Source organism: Nonomuraea sp. MTCD27 (genome assembly GCF_041950495.1).
GTDB lineage: Bacteria > Actinomycetota > Actinomycetes > Streptosporangiales > Streptosporangiaceae > Nonomuraea.
Genome location: NZ_JBGNUW010000003.1, coordinates 220,733 through 240,377, shown reverse-complemented (window position 1 = coordinate 240,377; position 19,645 = coordinate 220,733). Strand labels below are relative to the sequence as shown.

At 71.8% G+C, this 19,645-nt stretch carries 22 protein-coding genes; 12 read left to right on the top strand and 10 right to left on the bottom strand.

Annotated features, from left to right (window positions below):
- The first annotated feature begins 107 nt into the window (after nt 1-107).
- Nucleotides 108-1,283, top strand: a complete 1,176-nt coding sequence (locus tag ACBJ59_RS09205) for an ROK family transcriptional regulator (RefSeq protein WP_375109721.1) — start codon at nt 108-110, stop codon at nt 1,281-1,283.
- 9 nt (nt 1,284-1,292) lie between these two features.
- Here the strand turns inward: ACBJ59_RS09205 and ACBJ59_RS09200 are convergent, their stop codons facing one another.
- The 3 genes from ACBJ59_RS09200 to ACBJ59_RS09190 are packed head-to-tail and all read right to left on the bottom strand — an operon-like array spanning nt 1,293 to nt 3,725.
- A complete protein-coding gene (locus tag ACBJ59_RS09200) occupies nt 1,293-2,222 on the bottom strand; it encodes a carbon-nitrogen hydrolase family protein (protein WP_375109720.1) in 930 nt (309 codons plus the stop codon).
- Nucleotides 2,219-2,722: a hypothetical protein gene (locus ACBJ59_RS09195; RefSeq protein ID WP_375109719.1), complete on the bottom strand. Its 504-nt coding sequence runs from the start codon at nt 2,720-2,722 to the stop codon at nt 2,219-2,221. Before ACBJ59_RS09195 ends, ACBJ59_RS09200 begins: the two co-directional genes overlap by 4 nt.
- 1 nt (nt 2,723) lies before the next feature.
- Nucleotides 2,724-3,725 (bottom strand): SIS domain-containing protein, encoded by a 1,002-nt coding sequence (locus ACBJ59_RS09190; protein WP_375109718.1) that lies wholly within the window; start codon nt 3,723-3,725, stop codon nt 2,724-2,726.
- A gap of 85 nt (nt 3,726-3,810) precedes the next feature.
- On the opposite strand from ACBJ59_RS09190, the gene ACBJ59_RS09185 reads away from it, so the two are divergent.
- The 3 genes from ACBJ59_RS09185 to ACBJ59_RS09175 all read left to right on the top strand — a co-directional run bounded on the left by ACBJ59_RS09185 (nt 3,811) and on the right by ACBJ59_RS09175 (nt 6,819).
- Nucleotides 3,811-4,437: a GntR family transcriptional regulator gene (locus ACBJ59_RS09185; protein WP_375109717.1), complete on the top strand. Its 627-nt coding sequence runs from the start codon at nt 3,811-3,813 to the stop codon at nt 4,435-4,437.
- A gap of 102 nt (nt 4,438-4,539) precedes the next feature.
- A complete protein-coding gene (locus tag ACBJ59_RS09180) occupies nt 4,540-5,133 on the top strand; it encodes a TIGR03086 family metal-binding protein (protein WP_375109716.1) in 594 nt (197 codons plus the stop codon).
- A 456-nt stretch (nt 5,134-5,589) separates the two neighbouring features.
- A complete protein-coding gene (locus ACBJ59_RS09175) occupies nt 5,590-6,819 on the top strand; it encodes a cytochrome P450 (RefSeq protein ID WP_375109715.1) in 1,230 nt (409 codons plus the stop codon).
- Between the two features lie 98 nt (nt 6,820-6,917).
- Here the strand turns inward: ACBJ59_RS09175 and ACBJ59_RS09170 are convergent, their stop codons facing one another.
- The 6 genes from ACBJ59_RS09170 to ACBJ59_RS09145 all read right to left on the bottom strand — a co-directional run bounded on the left by ACBJ59_RS09170 (nt 6,918) and on the right by ACBJ59_RS09145 (nt 12,273).
- The gene (locus ACBJ59_RS09170; RefSeq protein WP_375109714.1) at nt 6,918-7,571 is read right to left on the bottom strand and encodes a response regulator; all 654 of its coding nucleotides are present in this window, start codon (nt 7,569-7,571) and stop codon (nt 6,918-6,920) included.
- A gap of 4 nt (nt 7,572-7,575) precedes the next feature.
- Nucleotides 7,576-8,835, bottom strand: coding sequence for a sensor histidine kinase (locus tag ACBJ59_RS09165; RefSeq protein ID WP_375109713.1), 1,260 nt, complete (start codon nt 8,833-8,835; stop codon nt 7,576-7,578).
- Nucleotides 8,829-9,554 carry an ABC transporter permease gene (locus tag ACBJ59_RS09160; RefSeq protein ID WP_375109712.1) on the bottom strand — a complete coding sequence of 242 codons (726 nt, stop codon included), beginning with the start codon at nt 9,552-9,554 and terminating at the stop codon, nt 8,829-8,831. The genes ACBJ59_RS09165 and ACBJ59_RS09160 overlap by 7 nt, the downstream gene beginning before the upstream one ends.
- Nucleotides 9,551-10,324 (bottom strand): ABC transporter ATP-binding protein, encoded by a 774-nt coding sequence (locus ACBJ59_RS09155; protein ID WP_375109711.1) that lies wholly within the window; start codon nt 10,322-10,324, stop codon nt 9,551-9,553. The genes ACBJ59_RS09160 and ACBJ59_RS09155 overlap by 4 nt, the downstream gene beginning before the upstream one ends.
- A 132-nt stretch (nt 10,325-10,456) precedes the next feature.
- Complete coding sequence (locus ACBJ59_RS09150; protein ID WP_375109710.1) at nt 10,457-11,368, bottom strand: ADP-ribosylglycohydrolase family protein; 912 nt, start codon at nt 11,366-11,368, stop codon at nt 10,457-10,459.
- Nucleotides 11,369-11,565: 197 nt separating this feature from the next.
- On the bottom strand, nt 11,566-12,273 hold the full coding sequence (locus ACBJ59_RS09145; RefSeq protein WP_375109709.1) for a GntR family transcriptional regulator: 708 nt from the start codon (nt 12,271-12,273) through the stop codon (nt 11,566-11,568).
- A 94-nt stretch (nt 12,274-12,367) separates the two neighbouring features.
- Between ACBJ59_RS09145 and ACBJ59_RS09140 the strand changes: the two genes are divergently transcribed.
- From ACBJ59_RS09140 to ACBJ59_RS09105, 8 genes are read left to right on the top strand one after another with little or no spacing between them, the layout of a single operon-like run.
- Nucleotides 12,368-13,165: an FAD binding domain-containing protein gene (locus tag ACBJ59_RS09140; protein ID WP_375109708.1), complete on the top strand. Its 798-nt coding sequence runs from the start codon at nt 12,368-12,370 to the stop codon at nt 13,163-13,165.
- Nucleotides 13,166-13,176: 11 nt separating this feature from the next.
- A complete protein-coding gene (locus ACBJ59_RS09135) occupies nt 13,177-13,698 on the top strand; it encodes a (2Fe-2S)-binding protein (protein WP_375109707.1) in 522 nt (173 codons plus the stop codon).
- The gene (locus tag ACBJ59_RS09130; protein ID WP_375109706.1) at nt 13,698-15,077 is read left to right on the top strand and encodes a xanthine dehydrogenase family protein molybdopterin-binding subunit; all 1,380 of its coding nucleotides are present in this window, start codon (nt 13,698-13,700) and stop codon (nt 15,075-15,077) included. The genes ACBJ59_RS09135 and ACBJ59_RS09130 overlap by 1 nt, the downstream gene beginning before the upstream one ends.
- 3 nt (nt 15,078-15,080) lie before the next feature.
- A complete protein-coding gene (locus tag ACBJ59_RS09125; RefSeq protein WP_375109705.1) occupies nt 15,081-16,097 on the top strand; it encodes a xanthine dehydrogenase family protein molybdopterin-binding subunit in 1,017 nt (338 codons plus the stop codon).
- A complete protein-coding gene (locus ACBJ59_RS09120) occupies nt 16,087-16,944 on the top strand; it encodes an AAA family ATPase (protein WP_375109704.1) in 858 nt (285 codons plus the stop codon). The genes ACBJ59_RS09125 and ACBJ59_RS09120 overlap by 11 nt, the downstream gene beginning before the upstream one ends.
- Nucleotides 16,937-18,052 carry a VWA domain-containing protein gene (locus ACBJ59_RS09115; RefSeq protein ID WP_375109703.1) on the top strand — a complete coding sequence of 372 codons (1,116 nt, stop codon included), beginning with the start codon at nt 16,937-16,939 and terminating at the stop codon, nt 18,050-18,052. Before ACBJ59_RS09120 ends, ACBJ59_RS09115 begins: the two co-directional genes overlap by 8 nt.
- Before the next feature lie 5 nt (nt 18,053-18,057).
- Nucleotides 18,058-18,978 (top strand): amidohydrolase family protein, encoded by a 921-nt coding sequence (locus ACBJ59_RS09110; protein ID WP_375109702.1) that lies wholly within the window; start codon nt 18,058-18,060, stop codon nt 18,976-18,978.
- A gap of 22 nt (nt 18,979-19,000) precedes the next feature.
- Nucleotides 19,001-19,282, top strand: coding sequence for a YciI family protein (locus ACBJ59_RS09105; protein ID WP_375109701.1), 282 nt, complete (start codon nt 19,001-19,003; stop codon nt 19,280-19,282).
- Nucleotides 19,283-19,344: 62 nt separating this feature from the next.
- Here the strand turns inward: ACBJ59_RS09105 and ACBJ59_RS09100 are convergent, their stop codons facing one another.
- Nucleotides 19,345-19,605, bottom strand: coding sequence for a DUF664 domain-containing protein (locus ACBJ59_RS09100; RefSeq protein WP_375109700.1), 261 nt, complete (start codon nt 19,603-19,605; stop codon nt 19,345-19,347).
- Between the last annotated feature and the right edge of the window lie 40 nt (nt 19,606-19,645).

Here is a 19,645-nt window from a genome sequence, read left to right as displayed (position 1 = left end):
GCCTCGGCCCGGCCCGGGCGCGGACGGCTGATTGCTAGGATCGGGGGATCATGAGCGTCGAACCCCGTGGTGGTCGGCCCCATCTCTCCTTGCCCGAGGCGTCCACCGTGACGACCCTCCGGCAGCGCAACCGGGCGCTGGCCCTCAAGCACGTGATCCTCGCGCAGGAGACCACCCGGGCCGCCATCGCCCAGGAGACGGGCCTGTCCGCGGCCTCCGCGGCCAATCTCGTCACCGACCTGATCGCCGCGGGGCTCGTGGAGGAGCGCGGCTCGATCTCCTCGCGCGGCGGGCGGCCCATCACGCTCATCGGGCCGCGCGCCGAGAGCGCGATCACCATCGGCGCCGACATCGGAGAGCGCGGCGTGGCCGTGGAGATGTTCGACCTGGCGGTGAACCGGATCGACCGGGAGTTCCGCGGCGGCGCCAAGGAGGAGGAGCCGGAGCGGATCGGCGCGGACCTCCAGGAGGCCCTCGTCGCGCTGCGCGAGCGCAACGCCAACCGCTGGCCGACCCTGCTCGGCGTCGGGCTCGGCCTGCCCGGCGTCGTCGAGACCGCCCCCGACGGCGGCCAGACCCTCTACGCCCAGAGCCTGGGCTGGCCGCCCGTCCCCGTCTCGGCGCTGTGCGACGTCGGGCACGTCCCCGTCCTCGCGGAGAACGGCGCCAAGATGCAGGCCAGGGCCGAACACTGGTTCGGCAACGCCCGCGGGGCCGCGCACGCCCTGATCGCCCTGCTCGGCCGGGGGGTCGGGCTGGGGATCGTCAGCGACGGGCAGCTGCTGTCCGGCGCTCACTCCAGCGCCGGGGAGTGGGGGCACACGGTGATCGAACGCGGGGGCCGGGTGTGCCGGTGCGGCAACCGCGGGTGCGTGGAGGCGTACCTCGGCTCCGACGCGATCCTGTCCGCGTGGCGGGCCAGGGGCGGCGTCTTCGAGGGCACCGGCTGGGGCGCCGTCGGCAAGCTCATCGCCGACGCGCACGCCGGCGACCCGGTCGCGGGCGAGATCGTCGGCGACGTCGTCGACTGCCTCGGCGCCGCGCTGGGCGGGCTGGTCAACCTGACCGGGCCGCAACGCATCGTCATCGGCGGCTGGGTCGGGCTCCGGCTGATGGAGTCCCTGGGCGAGCGCATCACCGAGGCGACCAGGAGGCACAGCCTGGCGCGCCCCGGCGGCCAGTTCGAGCTGCTGGTCGCCAGGTTCGGCGGCGACGCCGTGGCCACGGGCTCCGCCCTGCTCCCCCTGGAAGCCCTCATCGCCGCCGACCCCATGTCCCGCTGAGCGCGCTGCCTACGAGTGATCGTGCCGCTCCTGCGACTCGGGCCGAGCGGTGCGGAACCGGAAGATGTCGGGGCGCGCGTAGTGGCCGACGACATCCAGGTCGAGATAAGCGCCGTCGAGCACGGCGAGGTCGATGTCGGCGATGAGCACGTCCTGCTTGCCGAAGGACGGCCCGGCGAGCACGTGTCCGAAGGGATCCACGACGCAACTGCCCCCTTGGATGGTGGCCGCGGCCGCGGCGGCCGGGTCGGCCGCGGGGAAGTCGCCCGGATAGTCGTCCCGGCCGGCGAACTGGTTGGCCGAGAGCACGAAGCAACGGCCCTCGACGGCGATGTGCCGCATGGTCGACGTCCACACGTCGCGATCGTCCACTGTCGGCGCGCAATAGATCTGCACGTCCCGCTGGTAGAGGGCGGTCCGGTAGAGCGGCATGTAGCTCTCCCAGCAGATCGCCAGGCCGATGCGTCCGACGTCGGTGTCCGCGACGACGACGTCGCGGGCGTCGCCGCGCCCCCAGATCACGCGCTCGGTTCCCGTGGGCACCAGCTTGCGGTGACGAGCCAGCAGCGTGCCGTCCGGCGCGAACAACAGCGCCGAGCAGTACAACGTACGGCCGTACCGTTCGATGACGCCGACGACCACATGGGCCTGCCGGGCCGCCACGGCGGCGCTCATCCGCTCGAACGCCTCGCCCGGGATCTCGATCGCTGACCTGCGATACCGGGCGAACAACGCGCGTCCCTCGTCGTCGCGCCGTCCGACAGTCGCGCCGAAGGTGGAGCCCTTGGGGTAGCCACCGATGAACGCCTCCGGGAACACCACGAGGTGCGCTCCCCCGGCGGCCGCCCGCGCCAGGAGGTCCTCGAAGCGGCGCAGCGTCTCGGGCAGGTCGAACAGGCGGGGCGCGGCCTGCACGACGGCGACGCGTCGGGTGGTCACGGCGCCGGCTCCCCTCCGGCGGGGCCCGATCTGAGATACCCGGCGAGGTCCGGAGCGCCAGGGTGCTCCAGCACGTACCTGATCCAGGCTCGCCGTTCGTGGTCGATGGCCTGCAGCTCCCAGACGCAGGCCGTAGGCCCCTCCGGTGGTACGGGCCGCAGCTCCGTCGTGCCGGGATCGGCCCGCCACAGCCTCTCGTACAGGATGTCGCCCTCCCACCAGCACACGAGCACCCACAGCGCCTCGGCGCCACGGTGCACGATCAGGAATCCGACGCCCGGCCGCGCGCCGGCCCGCGCGGGCTGTGGCACCTCTCGCTCGGCCGCCCCGAGCGCGGCCTTGATCCCGGCATCGTCAGGAAGCGCGCCGACGGCCGTGATGGCGATGAGCTTCAGCCGCCAGCCCGCGTGCTCGGTGACGCCGAGCCACTCGGTCCTGCGCGGCCGGTACGGCTCCCCGGGCAGCGCGAAGGGTTCCCGGACAGGCGGTGCGGGAGGCATGTCACAACTCCAGTCCGGTCATGGCCGACAGCCACGGCTCCACCCCGCCGTGGAGCGTGTCGGGATCGGTGCCACGTAGCCGGGCGAGCTCCGCGGTGAGCCGCTGCAACGGCACGATCGACGTGAAAGGCCGCATCAACGGGTCAACCGGTGCGAACCTCAGCTCTTCGTCGTCCTCGCCGCTGGTCCACACGGTCGCCCCCAGCTCGGCCAGCAGCGCCCGCAGCGTGTTCGTCCGTCCTTGGTCGTCAGTGCCCGGGGTGATGCTGATGACGTTCATTCCAGCGCGGAAGGCGGCGGGGGTGCCGTGCAAGGAGAATTCCGTGGACATCGCCTCCGCCCACAGGCGAGCCCCCTCCTTGATCTTGAGCGCGGCCTCGGCCGCGGTGATCGCGTCGAGATCGAAGCCGACGAGCAGCAGCGGCTCGCCGGCGGCGCAGCCCTCGGCGGCCCGAACCGGGGCGGGCTCCGCCAGAGTCGCCTTCAGCGCCTGCGGCACGGTCCGCAGCGCGGCCGCGAACCGCTCCCGGTACGGCCCCTCCAGACCGGCGACCATCCCGCCCAGGACGGCCAGCGACGACAGGTAGGAAACGGTGAAGGTGCCGGCCGTCTCGTCGGGGCACGTACGCGCGACGACGTCGGCCTGCTGATCGGGCGCGTCCGTCCCCACGACCGCGATCGTGGTGGCGCCCGCCGCGCGCGCCTTGCCGAGCACGGCGCGCGGATACCGCTTGTAGCCGCGGTGGCTGATCACCACGACCTGGTCCTCGGCGGTGATCGGGAAGCGCAGGGCCAGGTCGTGCGCATCGACCGCCACCGCTCGGCTACGGCCGCCGGAGACGTGCCACGCCCACGCGGCGGCGATGCGCGCCGCGTGCAGCGAGGTGCCGATGCCCGTGAAGATGATCGGCCTGCCTCCGTCCAGGCGGGGCGGGTCGGCGGTGAGCGCGTTCGCGACCATGTCCGGTTGTGCGGCGATCTGATCCTCCAGAGCGAACCTCATGGGCGAGACCGTACGCTCAAAGTGGTTGTCCCGACAGGTCCGCCTATGCGAAGTGGAGCAGTCCAGTATCGTGCCGCGCCCCTCTGTGAACCTCCCGCCCGCGATCATTCCGCTCGCCCAGGAGAGCGGCAGGCCCCTGCGCTGGCGGCTGCACCAAGGGTTCCGGGCGGCCATCATGAACGGGCAGTTCGAGCCGGGCAGCCGCCTGCCGTCCACCCGTACGCTGGCCGGCTCTCTCGGCGTCTCCCGCTCGACCGTGGTGGAAGCGTTCGACCGGCTCGCGGCCGAGGGCTTCGTCGAGCGCCGGGCCGGGTCCGGCACCTACGTCAGCCTCCAGCTCGCCGGCCTGGGCGCGAACGACCGGGCCGGGAGCGGGAGGAGCCCCGATCCGCGCCGCCGACCGGCACGACGGGCATCCGTGGCGTCAGCGGCTCGTCATCCGGCAGGCGAGAGCGCCGGCGGGCAGCGGCCCGTCGCCTTCACCCCACCCGCCGTGGGACGTGCCGACGGCGGTCGGCCGGTGGCCTTCACCCCGTGCGAACCAGATGTGGAGCTGTTCCCGCATCGGTCGTGGGCCCGGATGCTGGCGCGGCACGCCCGCGCCCCCCTGTCATGGGGCGCCTCCCCCGCCTCCGCCGGTCTGCTCGCCCTGCGGCAGGCACTCGCGGCACATCTCACGCTGTCACGTGGGGTGACGGCCGACCACCTCTAGATCGACATGACATGTAGGAATTTTCCTACATATAGTGGTCCCCCCGGACGCGGCACCACGCCGCCCGCCATCACCCTGGCGACAGCCAAGATTGGACCACCCATGTCTGAGATCGCCGACCGGTTCGACCTGCTCGCGGGCGCCTTCCAGGCCCGGATCGAGGCCACCCCCGCCGACCGCTGGGATCGCGTCAGCCCCTGCGCGGGATGGACGGCCCGGGACGTCGTCGCCCATGTCGTCAACGGGCACCGCGGCATCATCGCGGTCGTTCGCCGGACCCCGCCGCAGCCCTCGCACGGGGTGGGCGTGTCCGGCATGGGCGACGCCCCGAAGGTCGAGCCCGGCGCCGACCTCGCGGCCGCGTACGCCGAGGCCAGAGCCGGGCTGCGGGCCCTCCTCACCGACCCCGGCCTGGCCGCCACCCCGCTCCCGTTCAGCCCGCTCGGCCCCGTGCCCGTGGAGCGGGCGGTCGACGTGGTGGGGGCGCTGGAACTGCTCGTCCACACCTGGGACCTGGCCCGCGCCGTCGGCGGCGACGAGGCCCTGGACCCGGAGGCCGTCGTACGCACCCACGACGCCCTGCGCCACCACTACGCCGGCCTCCAGGCGACCAACGCCTTCCAGCCGGAGATCACGCCTCCGGCAGGCGCCGACCCCCAGACGGCGTTCCTCTGCTTCACCGGCCGCCGCCCCTGACGAAGGCCAACGGCCACCCGGCTCGGGCCCTCCAGGCCATCACTGAAAGCGGTCACTTGGGCCGTCCCGTTCAATGGGCGGCTCAGGTGAGACGTACGTCACATCGGGCTTTCTGTCACGCATCGGCCGGGCTGTCCGGTCAAGTGGGTGTATCCGTAACACGGCGAGGAGCACCGTTGGAATCGCGGCTCAACCATTCCGGCACGCTGAAGACGCCACCCGGGCGGGAGAAAGCGCGCAGCGCGTCAACGTGATCGCAGCCTGACACGCGATCACGCCTGCTCCGGTACGGCCGACACCGGCGACCGGGCAGCCGATGGGGCCACCGATGAGTTCGGTCGCCCAAGACAGACCCGCCATTTCGCCTCCGGCCGCCGTGTCGGGCCGGACCGTTCCAGGTGCCCGTGAGCCCTCGGTTCCCTCCGCTTCGCTGCTGCGACCTGAAGGAGAAGACACATGTCCCAGCCCCTGCCGTTCGTGATCGATCCGACCGGTGCCGACCGGCACGCCGAGTACCGGGCCCTGCGGGCCCGTGGCTCGGCCACCCCCGTGGACGTCCTCGGGCTGCGCGCCTGGGCGGTCTCCGACCCGGCACTCCTCAAGACCATGCTCACCAGCCCCGATGTGTCCAAGGACGGCCGCGCTCACTATCCGGACTTCCAGCGGACGACCGGCACCTGGCCGCTCGCCCTGTGGATCGAGGTGCGGAGCATGCTCACCGCGTACGGCGCCGACCACCGCAGATTACGGCGGATGGTGGCCCCCGTCTTCGGCGCGCGCCGCATCGCCAAGCTGAAGCCGATCGTCGAATCCCTGGTCACCGGCTTGATCGACGACCTTGCCGCGGTGCCCGCAGGTCAGGCGGTGGACCTGCGCGAGCGGCTGGCCTACCCGCTGCCCATCGCCGTGATCGGCCACCTGATGGGCGTGCCGGAGGACCAGCGCCACGATTTCCGGCAGATCGTCGACCGCGTCTTCGACAGCACGCTCACGCCCGAGGAGGCCCAGGCCAACGCCGCGCGGCTCTTCGAGCGCACCGACCAGTTGATCGCCACCAAGCGCGCCGACCCCGGCGACGACATGACCTCCCTGCTCATCGCGGCCCGCGACGAGGAGTCGGACGGCGGCGGCTTCACCGACGACGAACTGCGCGACACGATGATCCTGATGATCAACGCCGGGTACGAGACGACCGTCAACGTCATCGACCAGGCCGTCTTCGCGATGCTGACGTCCCCCGGCCAGCTCGACCTCGTCCGGACCGGCCAGGCGACCTGGGAGGACGTGGTGGAGGAGACCCTTCGCCACGAGCCCGCCATCAAATACCTGCCGCTGCGCTTCGCCGTGACCGACATCAAGCTCCCGGACGGGCAGGTCATCCCGTCGGGAGATCCCATCCTCGCCGCGTACGGGGCCGCGAACCATCACCCGGACTGGCACGGGCCCGACGCGGACACCTTCGACGTCACCCGCAAGGTCAAGGATCATCTGGCGTTCGGCTACGGCGTGCACTACTGCCTCGGAGCCCCGCTCGCCCGGCTCGAAGTCGCCGAGGCCCTGCGTCAGCTCTTCGGGCGCTTCCCCGAGATGGCGCTGGCGGCGCCGGCAGACTCGTTGCGGCCGGTGCCCACCCTCATCAGCAACGGTCACCAGCAGTTCCCCGTCTACCTGCGCCCCGCCGGATAGCGCGGCGAACGGCCGTCCCGTCGTTCCGCGGCCCCTGTGGTCACGGGCGGCGGACACGGCCACCGCCCGGCCGTGGAGCAGACCGGCGCGCAGCCGCATCAAGAGCTCTCGGTGGCCGGTTTGAGCAGGCCGGCCTCGTACGCCGCCGACACCGCCGCGGCCCGGTCGTTCACCTCGAGCTTGGCGAAGACGTGCAGGAGGTGCGTCTTCACCGTCGCCTCGGTGATGAACAGTTTCCCGGCGACCTCCCGGTTGGTGGCGCCGCGCGCGATGAGCCTGAGCACTTCGAGCTCGCGCGGGCTCAACGTCAGCGTGGGCCCGGCCTCCGGCGCCCGTGCTCCCTGCCGTAGCACGCCGGCCACCGCAGGGGACAGGACCGTCTCGCCGCGGGCCGCCGCCCGCACCGCGCGGCGCAGGTCAGCGCCCGGGGTGTCCTTGAGCAGGTAGCCGGTGGCTCCTTGCTCGATCGCGGGCAGGACGTCGGCGTCGTCGCCGAACGTGGTCAGGACCAGCACATGGATGCCGGGGGTCTGCGCACGCAGCCTGCGGATGACCTCGGCACCGCTCATCTTCGGCATCCGGAGGTCCAGGAGGACGACGTCCGGGCCCGTGCGGAGGGCCACGACGAGCGCCTCCGGGCCGTCGGCCGCCTCGCCGACGACTTCGAAGGCGTCGTCGGCGGCGAAGATCCCGCGCAGGCCGTCCCGGACGACCGGGTGATCGTCCACGATGATCAAACGAATCGGCGGCATCGGCTCACGGTCCAGAGTCAGGGGCGGGGCTGCGATCGGGGCTGGGATCGGGGCTGCGGTCGGAGATGCGGTCGGGGCTGCGGTCGGGGCTGGGGTCGGTGGGGATGGCGGGGACGGTGGCCGAGATTCCCGTGCCCTGGCCGGGGGCGGACTCGACGGCGAAGTCGCCGGCCAGGCGGATGATCCGCTGGCGCATCGCGATGAGGCCGAAGCCTCCCTCACCCGGCCCGGGGGTGAAGCCGCGGCCGTCGTCGCGTACGTCCAGCGCCACCACATCCTCCATGTACGAGAGCGTCAGCCCGACACGCCCGGCGGAGGCGTGCTTGGCGACGTTGGCCAGCGCCTCCTGCGCCACCCGTAACAGGGCGGTCTCCACCTCCACGTGCAGCGGCCGCGGATCGCCGGTGACCGACACGGAGGCGGGCACGCCGGTGCTCAGCGACCATTTCGCCGCGACCTCCTCCAGTGCGGTGGCCAGTTGGGCTTCGTGCTGCAGCGGCGAGGGGCGCAACGCCTGCACCGAGCGGCGGGCCTCCGTCAGGCTGTCCCTGGCCAGGGTGCGTACCTGGTCCAGGCGGGAGCGTACGGCTGGTGAGCCGGTCTCCGTGTCGACGGCTTCGAGCTGGGTGACGATGCCGGTCAGGCCCTGCGCGATCGTGTCGTGGATCTCTCTGGCCATCCGCTGTCGTTCCTCCAGGACCCCGGCCTCCCGGGCCTGGGTCAGCAGCTGGGCCTGCAGGTTCGCGTTCTCCTCGGCGAGCGCGGCCAGCTTGGCGCCGGTCTCCCTCAGCTCCACGATCATCTTCTTGCGCTCGTCGTTCTGGTCGGAGATGGTCTTGACGATCAGCCCCACCGTGGAGGCGACCAGCACCCCGACGAGGAAGGAGGAGATCATCTCGACCGGCGGCCGGGGCCGGGACGAGATCAGCACGCCGACCGTCACGGCCACGCCCCCGTACGCCCACCACCCGGGCAGCAGCACGAAGCACTGGATGAACGCCCCGATCCCCGTGACTGTGAAGACCGAGTCGAACCTGACCAGCACCCCGACGACGGCGAGCAGCACGGCGAAGTAGACGACGAGCACCACGGGCCGCGCGATCCGGCCCGAGGCCACCACCAGCCAGTGCCAGGCCGCCGCGAACAACGCCAGGGCCAGCACCTCCACCCGCCACTCCCGCACCAGGGAGAAGAGCGCGGGGAGCAGGACCAGCGCGTACGGCAGCGCGGCCTGGGCCCGGTCCCAGCGCGAGACGGCTACCACCGGAACGCCCTCAGCGCGATGCCCCCGGCGATGACCGAAATCGCGACCATGATGCCCAGCGTAAGCGGGGACGTCGTGCCGGCGGACCAGCCCTCGCGGATCGCCTGGACCACCGGCGCCATCGGGGTCAGGTCGCCGATCGCGCGCATCGAGCCCGACATGCTCTCGCGGGGGATCACGGCGCCGGACATGAACACCATCGGGAAGAACACGCCCAGCCCGATCACGGTCGCCGCGCGGCCGCTCGGGGCGATCGCGCCGAGCAGGAGCCCGATGGAGCCGAGGCTGAGCGCGCCGAGCAGCCACGCCAGCAGGACGACGGGAACGCTGGCCGGTCCCGTCAGCCCGTACGCGACCAGGCCGATGAGGATCACCAGCACCGATCCGAGCACGGCCAGCAGCATGTGCGCCGCCCACTGCGCTCCGAACAGCATCACCGGCGAGGCGGGCGTGACGCGCAGCCGCTTGAGCACTCGGCGATCCCGGTAGTGGGCCAGCGTGGCCGGCAGGACGACCAGCGCGGCCAGGCCGATGACGAAGGCGGTCAGCATCGGCACCGTGGCGTCGATGGCGAGCACCCCGCCCGGCAGGGGCTTGTTGCCACTGCGCAGCTTGACCCAGAGCATGATCACCGGGAATGCGAGCGCGAAGAAGGCCGACATGGGGTCGCGCATGATCAGCTTGAGTTCGACCCCGATGACCTGCGTGCTGCCCTTCATGCCAGTTCTCCTTCGGTCAGAGCGAAGTACGCGTTCTCCAGCGAGTCGGAACCCGCCTGCGCGATCAGCTCGCGCGGGCTGCCCTCGGCGACGACGCGGCCGCGGCAGATGACCGCGAGACGGTCGCACAGCGCCTCGGCCTCGTCCATGAAGTGGGTGACCAGCACGACGGTGACCCCGCGATCGCGCATTTCGCGGATCTGCCCCCACGTGGTACGGCGGGCGGCCGGGTCCAGCCCGGTGGTCAGCTCGTCGAGGAACACCACCTCCGGGTTGCCGACCAGGGCCAGCGCGATGAACAACCGCTGCTTCCACCCGCCGGACAGGTTCGCGAACCGCTCCCCCTTCCGGTCCGCCAGCCCCCATTCGCTCATGAGCGCCCGCCAGTCGGCCGGCTTGTCGTAGAAGGAGGCGTACATCCGTAACGCCTCTCCCACCTTGATCGCGTCGGGCAGGGCCGCCTCCTGCAGCTGCGCGCCGATGCGCTGGAGGAGCTCCCGCCGGTCGTTCTGCGGGTCCAGCCCCAGCACCCGCAGCGTGCCGCCGTCCGGCCGCCGCAGCCCTGACATGCACTCCACGAGCGTGGTCTTGCCCGCCCCGTTCGGACCGGCGATCCCGAAGATCTCGCCACGCGCCACCCTCAGGGAGACGCCGTCCACCGCCTTGCCGGCTCCGGAGGTGCGGACTTCGTCCGCTACCTGCGGTGGACCGCTGAAACGCGGTCCACCATAGGTCTTGCTCAGGTCGTTGATCTCGATGATGTCTGTCATGTTCCGAGATTCCCCCGCCGGCGCGATCTCCGGCATCCACCGATCGGTTGATGGCCCGCGCTCAGGTGATCCGCAGGGGGTGGCAGCCGCTCACGGAGCCTTGCCGCCACGACGCTCGACAACCCGCCGACGTCAGGCTGCCGGGCCGTCCTCCAGCCATCCCGGAAGCGGTTCGCGGGAGTCGAGCCACTCTGGCGGGATGCCGCCGATCCCGGTGCTGGCGGCGATGACGCCGCCGACGATCGCGGCGGTGGTGTCCATGTCGCCGCCGACCGTGACGCAGGCCCGGACTCCGGCCGGATAGTCGTCCAGGTGGCGGGTGGCTGCCCAGAGCGCGAACGGCACGGTGTCCTGGGCGGTGACTCGCGATCCGTTGCCCAGGACCTGCGCTGCTTGCTCCGGTGTCGCCTTCCTGAGGCGGCGAGCGCGTAGGAGTCCTCGTCGGACGTAGGTTCCGGGAACGTGGTCGAGCGCTGCCTCGATCATGTTCTCCGCGGTGCCGGTGGCGGCGAGGGAGGCTGCGACTGCTACGGCGATCGCGCCGGCCATCCCTTCGGTGTGGGTATGGGTGATCTCGGCTTGGCGGGTGGCCTCGGCGGCGGCGCGGGCCGGGTCGCCGCTGTAGTAGGCGCCCAGGGGGGCGACGCGCATGGCGGCGCCGTTGCCGAAGGAGCCGTTGCCGCCGAAGGACTCGACCGAGGCGACCCGCCACGGGTGTCCGTCGCGGATGCGTTCGAGGAGTCCGAAGGCTCCGGCGCCGTAGCGACGGCCGGTGTCCATGCGGGTGGCGAAGGAGGTCGCGAGAGTGTCCTGGTCGATGCGTCCGTGACGATGCAGGCAGCTGACGACCGAGCAGGCCATCTCGGTGTCGTCGCTCCACTCCCACGGCGGTGCGGGAAGGTCCGCGGCGGTGAGATGGCGATTGGCATGCAGGAAGAACTGGTCGCCGAACGCGTCTCCGACCGACAACCCCGCCAGGGAGGCGCGCATGAGCGCGGCTGCGCGTTCCGGAGTCTGCGCGAGGCCGTGCTTGTCGGCGTTCATGGCGATGGTCCCGGCTGGCGTGGATGCGGTGGCTGTCGGCTTCCGGGCAGCCTATACGGAACCAAGATCTCTGGTTGCCCACCCGGTGCGGCAGCTCCGCGCTCGGCTCTCGCAGCCCGTCCAGCTCCGGGCCGCCGAGGGCGTTCAGGGGGCGGCGGGGAGGAACTTGGCGATGGCACCCGGCCGTAGCAGGGAGGTCAAGCCGGTGGAGGCGTCCTCGGCGTCCCGTACGGGTCGTGCGGTGTGTCGGCGTAGGCCCACTGGTGGTCGCGGGCGTGCCGGCAGGCCGTCTCGACGTCCCCGGCGCGCATCACGTCCAGCAGCTCGCGGTGCTCGTCGGCGACCCGCTCGAGCTCCGGCCTGGTGACCATCAGGGCGATGGCCGTGCGCGCCTCGATCTGCAGCGCCTCCCAGGCGCGGGTCAGCAGCGCGTTGCCGCCGGCCTGTACGACGTGCCGGTGGAACCGGGCGCTGGCCAGGCCGATGCCGGGCACGTCGTTGTCCCGGGCGCGGCGGTACATCTCCTCGACCGCCTCCCCCAGGCGGTCGAAGGGCAGGGTCCCGGCCAGCATCGCGAGCCGCGTCGCGGTCTCCTCGAGCGCCGCCCGCAGGATGTACGCCTCGCGGATCGTCTGCTCGGCGAAGGGAAGCACCCGGCTGCCGTGACGGGGCTGGCCCTCGATGAGGCCGAGGCCCTCGAGCTGCCGCAGCGCCTCCCGGACCGGGGCCTGGCTGGTGCCGAACTCGGCGGCGATCTTCGTCTCGATCAGCCGGTCGCCCTCACCGAGCTCGCCGGCGACGATCCGTCGCAGCAGACCGTCGCGGATCTGCCGGCTCAGGGTCGGTCGTGCGGAGCGCGGGACGGTGGACGGGACGGTGGACGGGCTCCCCGTGGGTTCCGGCAACAGGCCTCCTGCGGCTTCGAGGGCCAAAATGCCCCTTGACTCTTAGATCATGCCATCTACTCTCCAATTATCGATATCGATAATTGGAGCCTAGATGCTGATATCGGTTCAGATGCCGGACAGTCCTGAGGCGGCTCGTACGGACCTTCAGACAGGGGCCATCCCCCTGGGCGGCGGCACCCATCTGATGGCCCGGCTGAACGACGCAGCCGGCGGCGACGTGCGGCTGGTCAGCCTGCGCAGGGCCGGACTGCGCGGCATCGACGTCGACGGCGCCACCGTGGCCCTCGGGGCGGCCACCACGCTCGCGGACATCGAGGACGACGCCCGGTTGAGCTACCTGTCCCGCTGCGTGCGCTCGATCGCCTCCCCGCCGGTCCGCAGCCTCGCCACCGTGGCCGGCAACCTCTTCGTGCCGCAGCCGTACGGCGACCTGGCGGCGGCGCTGCTCGCCCTGGACGCGGAGCTGGACGTGCTCGGCGCCGACGGCGCGCGCCGCGAACCGCTGGAGCGGATCGTCACGGACGGCCTGCCCGCCGGCGAGCTGGTGACCTGTGTCCGGTTCACCGCTCCGGCGAAGGACACGTTCCGGTTCCACAAGGCGAGCCGGCGGCGGCTCAACTCGGGATCCATCGTCACGGTGGCGGCCCGGATCACGATCGAGGACGGCCTGGTCGGCGACGTCCGTCTCGTGCTCGGCGGTCTCGCGCGCCGCCTGGTGCGGGCGGTCGGCGCCGAGCGCGTGCTGCTGGGCGCGCCGCTGACCGCCGAGGTCGTCGCCCAGGCGGCCCGAGCGGACGCCATCGAGCCGTTCGACGACGCCTACGCCTCCGCCTGGTACCGCGCTCGGGTCTACCCCGTCCACCTGCGTCGTGCCCTGCTCGGGGCCTGAAAGGGGATCGTATGCCCTCGACCATCGTCACCCTCAAGCTGAACGGCACCGAGCGGGAGCTGATCGCCCGGCCGTCGACGACGTTGCTGAACGCCCTGCGCGAGACGTTCGGGCTGATGGGGGCCAAGCGCGGCTGCGCGCAAGGGGGCTGCGGCAGCTGCACGGTGCTGCTGGACGGCCGGCCCGTGGTCTCGTGCCTGATTCCCGTCGTGACGGTCGACGGCTCCACCGTGGAGACGATCGAGGGCCTGGCCGACGGCGAGCGGCTCAGTGACGTGCAGCAGGCGTTCGTCGACCTCTTCGCGACGCAGTGCGGGTTCTGCACCCCCGGGATGATCATGTCCGCCACGGCATTACTCGACCGGAACCCGGATCCGAGCCGCCAGGATGTCACCGAGGCGATCTGCGGCAACGTCTGCCGCTGCACCGGATACGAGCCGATCATCGCCGCCGTCCTCACCGCCGCGGAGCGCCGGCGCGGCGCCGCGCCGGAACCCGCGCCCGCGCCGGCTCCCGCGAAGGCCGACGTCTGATGGCGCGCATCACGCCGATCGACAGCGCGTACTTCAAGGGCGAGCGGGCGGGCGACTTCTCCGTCATCGGTTCGGCGGTCCAGCGCTCCGACGCCCGCGGTCACGTCACTGGCCGCACGGTCTTCTTCGAGGACATGGCTCCGCCGGAAATGACGCACGTCAAGATCCACCGGTCCACGCGGCACCACGCCCTCATCAACCGGGTCGACGTCTCCGGCGCCCTCGACGTGCCCGGCGTGCTCCGCGTGATCACCCACGAGGACGTGCCGAGCAACTGGTACGTCGTGCTGCGCCTGATCGGTGTGGGCCCCGACGACGAGCCGGTGCTGGCCGAGGACCGGGTCCTCTATCGCGGCGAGCCGATCGTCGCCGTGGTCGCCGAGACCGAGGACGCCGCCCGCGAGGGCGCCGCCCGGGTCGTGGTCGATTACACCGACCTGCCCGCCGTTCTCGACGTCGAGGAGGCGCTGGCCGACGGCGCGCCGATCATCAAGCAGGCGGGCACCAACCACTTCGTGTACGAGGGCCACCATTGCCGCCGGGTCCGCTTCGGCGACGTCGAGCGGGGCTTCGCGGAGGCGGACCGCATCATCGAGGGCAGTTACAGCTCCTCGCCGATCGAACACGCGCCGATCGAGCCGACCGGCTGCATCGTCGTCCCCCAGGGCGACGGCCGGCTGCGGATCCACACCAACACCCAGGCCGCCTACTTCACCCTCGACAACACCGCGCTCATCCTCGGCGTCCCGCCCACCGGCCTGCGCGTCGTCGGGGGCACCGTCGGGGGCGGCTTCGGCGGCAAGGTGGACGTCATCGTCGAGCCCCTCGCCTGCATCGCCGCCATGCTCACCGGCCGGCCCGCCAAATACGTCTACAGCCGCGCCGAGGAGATGCAGGTGTCGTCCACGCGCGCGGCCGAGCGCATCTCCATCAAGGACGGCGTCATGGACGACGGCCGGATCGTCGCCCGCAAGATCACGCTCTACGTGGACGCGGGCGCGTACTCCCGGCACAGCCCGTACGGCACCACCAAGGCGGCGGCGCACATGCCCGGCCCGTACACGATCCCGAACGTCCACGTCGACGCCTACTGCGTCTACACGAACCGGACCCCCTCCAGCGCCATGCGCGGGTTCGGCGTCACGATCGGCGACTTCGCGCTGGAGTCGCACATGGACCACGTCGCCCGGGAGCTGGCCATGGACCCGCTGCGGTTGCGGCTCAAGAACGCCTACCGGGACGGCGACATGAAGGCGCATCGCAAGATCGCGACCGGCACGGCGCTGGTCGAGGTGATCCAGAGCGCCGCCGACCTGGTGGGGCACGACCTCCCGCCGGAGTACCGGGCGATGTCGTCGACCGAGCGAACGGAGGGCTGAGCGATGGCGTCACGGCACGGGCGCGGGTACGCGGCGGTCAACTACCCGACCGGGATGAACCTCGGCGGCGACCCCTCTCAGGCACTCGTCCACGCCACCACCATGGGCGGGTTCGTCGTCACGCTCTCCTCGGTGGATCTCGGCCAGGGGCTGCGGACGGTCATCGCTCAGTGCGCGGCGGAGACGCTCGGCATCCCGATCGAGAACATCATCGTCGACACCGCCGACACGGACACCGGCCCGCACTGCATGGGAACGTTCGCCAGCCGCGGCACCCACCGCATCGGCAACGCCGTGATCATGGCGGCGCGCGAGGCGAGGGATGTCATGCTCCAGGTCGCCGCCGACGAGCTGGAGGTCGACGCGGACGATCTGGAGACCGACGGCACGGGCTTCGTCCGTCTCAAGGGATCGTCGGAGATGAAGATCCACATCAGCGACGTCGCGCTCGCCGCGCACTTCCGGCAGGGCCGGACCATCTCCGGCCGGGGCATCTTCCTCAAGGAGCCGAGCACACCGGTGCCGGAGACCGGCGAGATGGACCCGGACTCCTGCCAGGCGCACGCGTGCACGGTGGCCGAGGTCGAGGTCGACGACGAGACCGGTGTCATCGAGGTGCTACGGCTCTACAACACGTACGAGATCGGCCGGGCGCTCAACCCGGCCCTCGCGACGCAGCAGGTCGAGGGCGGCGCCTGGATGGGCCTGTCGCATGCGCTGTTCGAGTCGACCGAGCCGTACTATCCGCGGTCGCGCGAGCACGGCCCTGTCGATTTCGTCGAGTACCTGATGCCCGGGCCGGCCGACATCCCGGAGCAGACCAGCGTGTTCCTCGAACGGCCCGCCGCCAACGGGCCGTTCGGGGCCAAGGGGATCGGCGAGATGACGGCGAACGCGCCGATCCCCGCGATCGCCAACGCGGTGTACGACGCGGTCGGCGTACGGCTGACGAGCATGCCGTTCACTCCGGAGAAGGTGCTGCGCGGACTCGACGAGCTGCGGGCCGGCCGTGCCGGTTGATCGGGGCGCGCTGGGCAGCCGGCTGGGCGCGGAGGGTTACCTGGCCGACGAGGGCCTGCTCACCGCCGTCGGCCTGGCGGACGTGCTCGGGCTTCCGCTGCTGCTGGAGGGCGAGCCGGGGGTCGGCAAGACGGAGATCGCGAATGTCCTGGCCCGGGTCCTCGACCGCGAGCTGATCCGGCTGCAGTGCTACGAGGGGCTGGACGCCTCCCAGGCCCTGTACGAGTGGGACTACCCGAAGCAGCTGCTGTCCCTGCGGGCCGCCGAGGTGGAGGGGCGCGGCGTCGGCGACCTGTACCGCGAGGAGTTCCTGCTGCAGCGCCCGCTGCTGCGGTCGTTGCGGGCGGCATCCGGCGCGGTGCTGCTGATCGACGAGATCGATCGTGCGGACAGCGAGTTCGAGGCGTTCCTGCTGGAGTTCCTAGGCGAGTTCCAGATCACCATCCCGGAGATCGGCACCATCAGGGCGGCGAGCGTCCCGTTCGTCATCCTCACCTCGAACCGGACCCGCGAACTGCACGACGCGCTCAAGCGGCGGTGCCTGTACCACTGGATCCCCTTCCCCGACGCCGAACGCGAGCGGGCGATCATCCAGGCGCAGGCGCCCGGCCTGGACGAGAGGAGCGCGGCCCGCCTCGTGGCCGCCGTGCACCGGATCCGCGGACTGGCCCTGCTGAAGCGGCCGGGCATCGCGGAGTCGACCTCCTGGGCCCGCGGCGTGCAGGCGCTGACCCGCGAGGGTTCGAGCTGGCCGGAGGCGATGCGCCGGTCCGCGGGGCTGCTCGTCAAGCACGAGGAGGACCTGGCCCTCCTCAGCCGTCATGCCGCGGAGGTGTTCCGTGACTGAGCGGTCCCTCGTCGCGCGCATCGGCGATCACGTGCACGGGTTCCTGCGGGACCTGAACGATCAGGGCCTGCGCGTGCCGGTGGCCAAGCAGCGGGTCTTCCTCCAGGCGATCGAGGCCGTCGGCCCGCGCGACGCCACGCACCTCTACTGGATCGGGGCGAGCACGCTCACCGTCTCCCGCGAGGACCTGGAGGTGTACTCCCCCACGTTCGAGCGCTGGTTCGGGGAGGTCGCGACACGGCCCGCCCGCGATCAGGAATCCCCCGACGAGGAGACCCCCGTGCCGCGCGGGAAGGGGGACGAGGCTCCCTTCACGGCGGCGTTCGGCGGGGAGGCGGGCCTCGAGGCCGGCTCCTCGGAGCGCGACAGGCGCCCGGTGTTCGGCCCGGCGAGCGACGACGACCGGGCAGTGCTCTCACTGCTGCGGCGGGAACTGCGCGGCGCGGTGCCGACGGTCCGGTCGCGCCGCCGCCGGCCCGCCCGGCGAGGTCCGTGGATCGACGTCGCCAGGATCTGCCGCGAGTCCTGGCGCAGCCAGGGCGAGATCGTGACGTTGCGGCGGCGGAACCGTCCGCGGCGGCAGCGCCGGGTGCTGCTGCTCATCGACGTGTCCGGGTCGATGAAGCGGCACAGCGCCCACTACCTGCGTTTCGCCCACGCCGTGGTCGGCCGCCTCGACCGCGTGGAGGTGTTCACCTTCGGCACCCGGCTGACCCGTGTCACCGGGCCGCTGCGGGCCCGCGATGTCGACACGGCCGTCGGCTCGCTGAGCGAGGTCGTCCTGGACGCGGAGGGCGGGACGCGGATCGGCGCCTCGCTCCAGGAGTTCCTCGGCAACGCCCGCCATGTCACCGTGGCGCGCGGCGCCCTGGTGATCGTGCTCTCGGACGGCCTGGAACGCGGCGACTGCCGGCCCATGCAGGCGGCTGTACGGCGGTTGTCGCTGCTGGGCCACCGGTTGCTGTGGTGGACGCCGCTCGCCTGCGACCCGGCGTACCGGCCGGTCACCCGCGGCATGGCGGCCGTGCTCGGCAGTGTGGACGCGCTCGCGGGCGTACGTGACCTGCGGACGGCGTACGAGCAGGTACAGACCTTGGGCAGGGAGTGATCGTCATGTCGGAGGCGAGCCGCTACACCGGCGACATCGTCGACTCGCACCATCACGTCTGGCGGACCGGGGACCTGCCGTGGCTGTCCGGCCCGATGGTGCCGCGGATCTTCGGGCCCTACGAGCCGATCAGGCGGGACTACCTGATCGGCGAGTACATCGCCGAAGCCACGGCCTCGGACATCCGTGAGTCGGTCTACGTGCAGACGAACTGGCCGCTCGACCGGGTGGTGGACGAGGTGCGCTGGCTCCACGAGGTTCATCAGGAGTCGGGGTGGCCGATGGCCGTCATCGGAGCGGCCGACATGTTCGACGAGGACGCTCCGATGACCATGCGACGGCAGGCCGCGCTCACACCGCTGATCCGGGGGATCCGGCAGCAACTGCACTGGCACGAGCGCCCGGAGTTCCGGTTCGCCACCGCCCCCGACCGCATGAGGGACCCGGTCTTCCGTAAGAACATCGGCGCGCTCGCCGACCGCGGCTGGCTGTTCGAGCTGCAGGTCTTTCCCGAGCAGATGCCGGATGCGGTCGACCTGGCGGCGGCCTTCCCGGACGTCACCTTCGTCCTCGTGCACGCGGGCATGCTCATCGGCCAGGAGTACCTGGAGCCGTGGCGGGCGGGGATGGCCGCGCTGGCCGAGCGGCCGAACGTCGTGGTCAAGCTCACCGGGCAGGGCACCTTCGTCCACCGGGTGGATCCCGAGGTCATCTCCTTGGTCGCCGACCAGGTGATCGGCTGGTTCGGCGCCGGCCGGGCCATGTTCGGCACCAACTTCCCGGTCGAGAAGCTCTGGACCACCATGCCGCGGCTGGTCGGCGCGTGGAAGGACGCGCTCGCCCACCTCCCGCCCGCCGACCAGCACGCCGTCTTCGCCGCCAACGCGCGCCGGGTGTACGGGCTGGGACCGATCACCCGACGCTAGAAACGAAAGGGAGTATCCCCACATGGCACTGTTCGTCGTGACCTACGGCTACAACGACACCCCGCTGAGAGCGGAGCACCGCGAGGACCATCTCGCCCACCTGAACAAGCTCCACGAGCAGGGCAGCCTCGTCGCGGCCGGCCCCTACACGGACCTGACGGCCGGCATGATCGTCCTCCAGGCGGAGGACGAGGCCGCGGCGCAGGCGCTCGTCGACCAGGACCCCTACACGCAGCTGCAGGTCACCAAGGATCGCCGGCTGCGCGAGTGGCGGGTGACGGTCGGCTCGCTCGGCTCCGGCTAACGGTTTCCCGCCGCGCGGGTCGCGCGGCGGGGAACCTACCTGCGATCAGGTCGGTCAGAGTCCTACCGCTCCATCGATCTGCTCCCGCAGCATGTCCGCATGGCCGTTATGTCGCGTGCCCGCCACGCCTGCCACGCCTGCCACGCCCGGGCGACCATCCGCGCGTCCGCACCCGCCACCTCGAACGCGCCGCCGGGAGCGGTCGGAGACGAGAACAGGGGCGAGGGCTCCTGCCCCGCCATCACCCGGCGGAACCAGAAGCGCTCGGACTCGGCCGCGTGCCGTACGAGCCCCAGCAGGGACAACGCCGATCGCCCTACCACCCGCTCCGCGAGCTGCGTCCCGGGGCCGGCGCGGCACGGC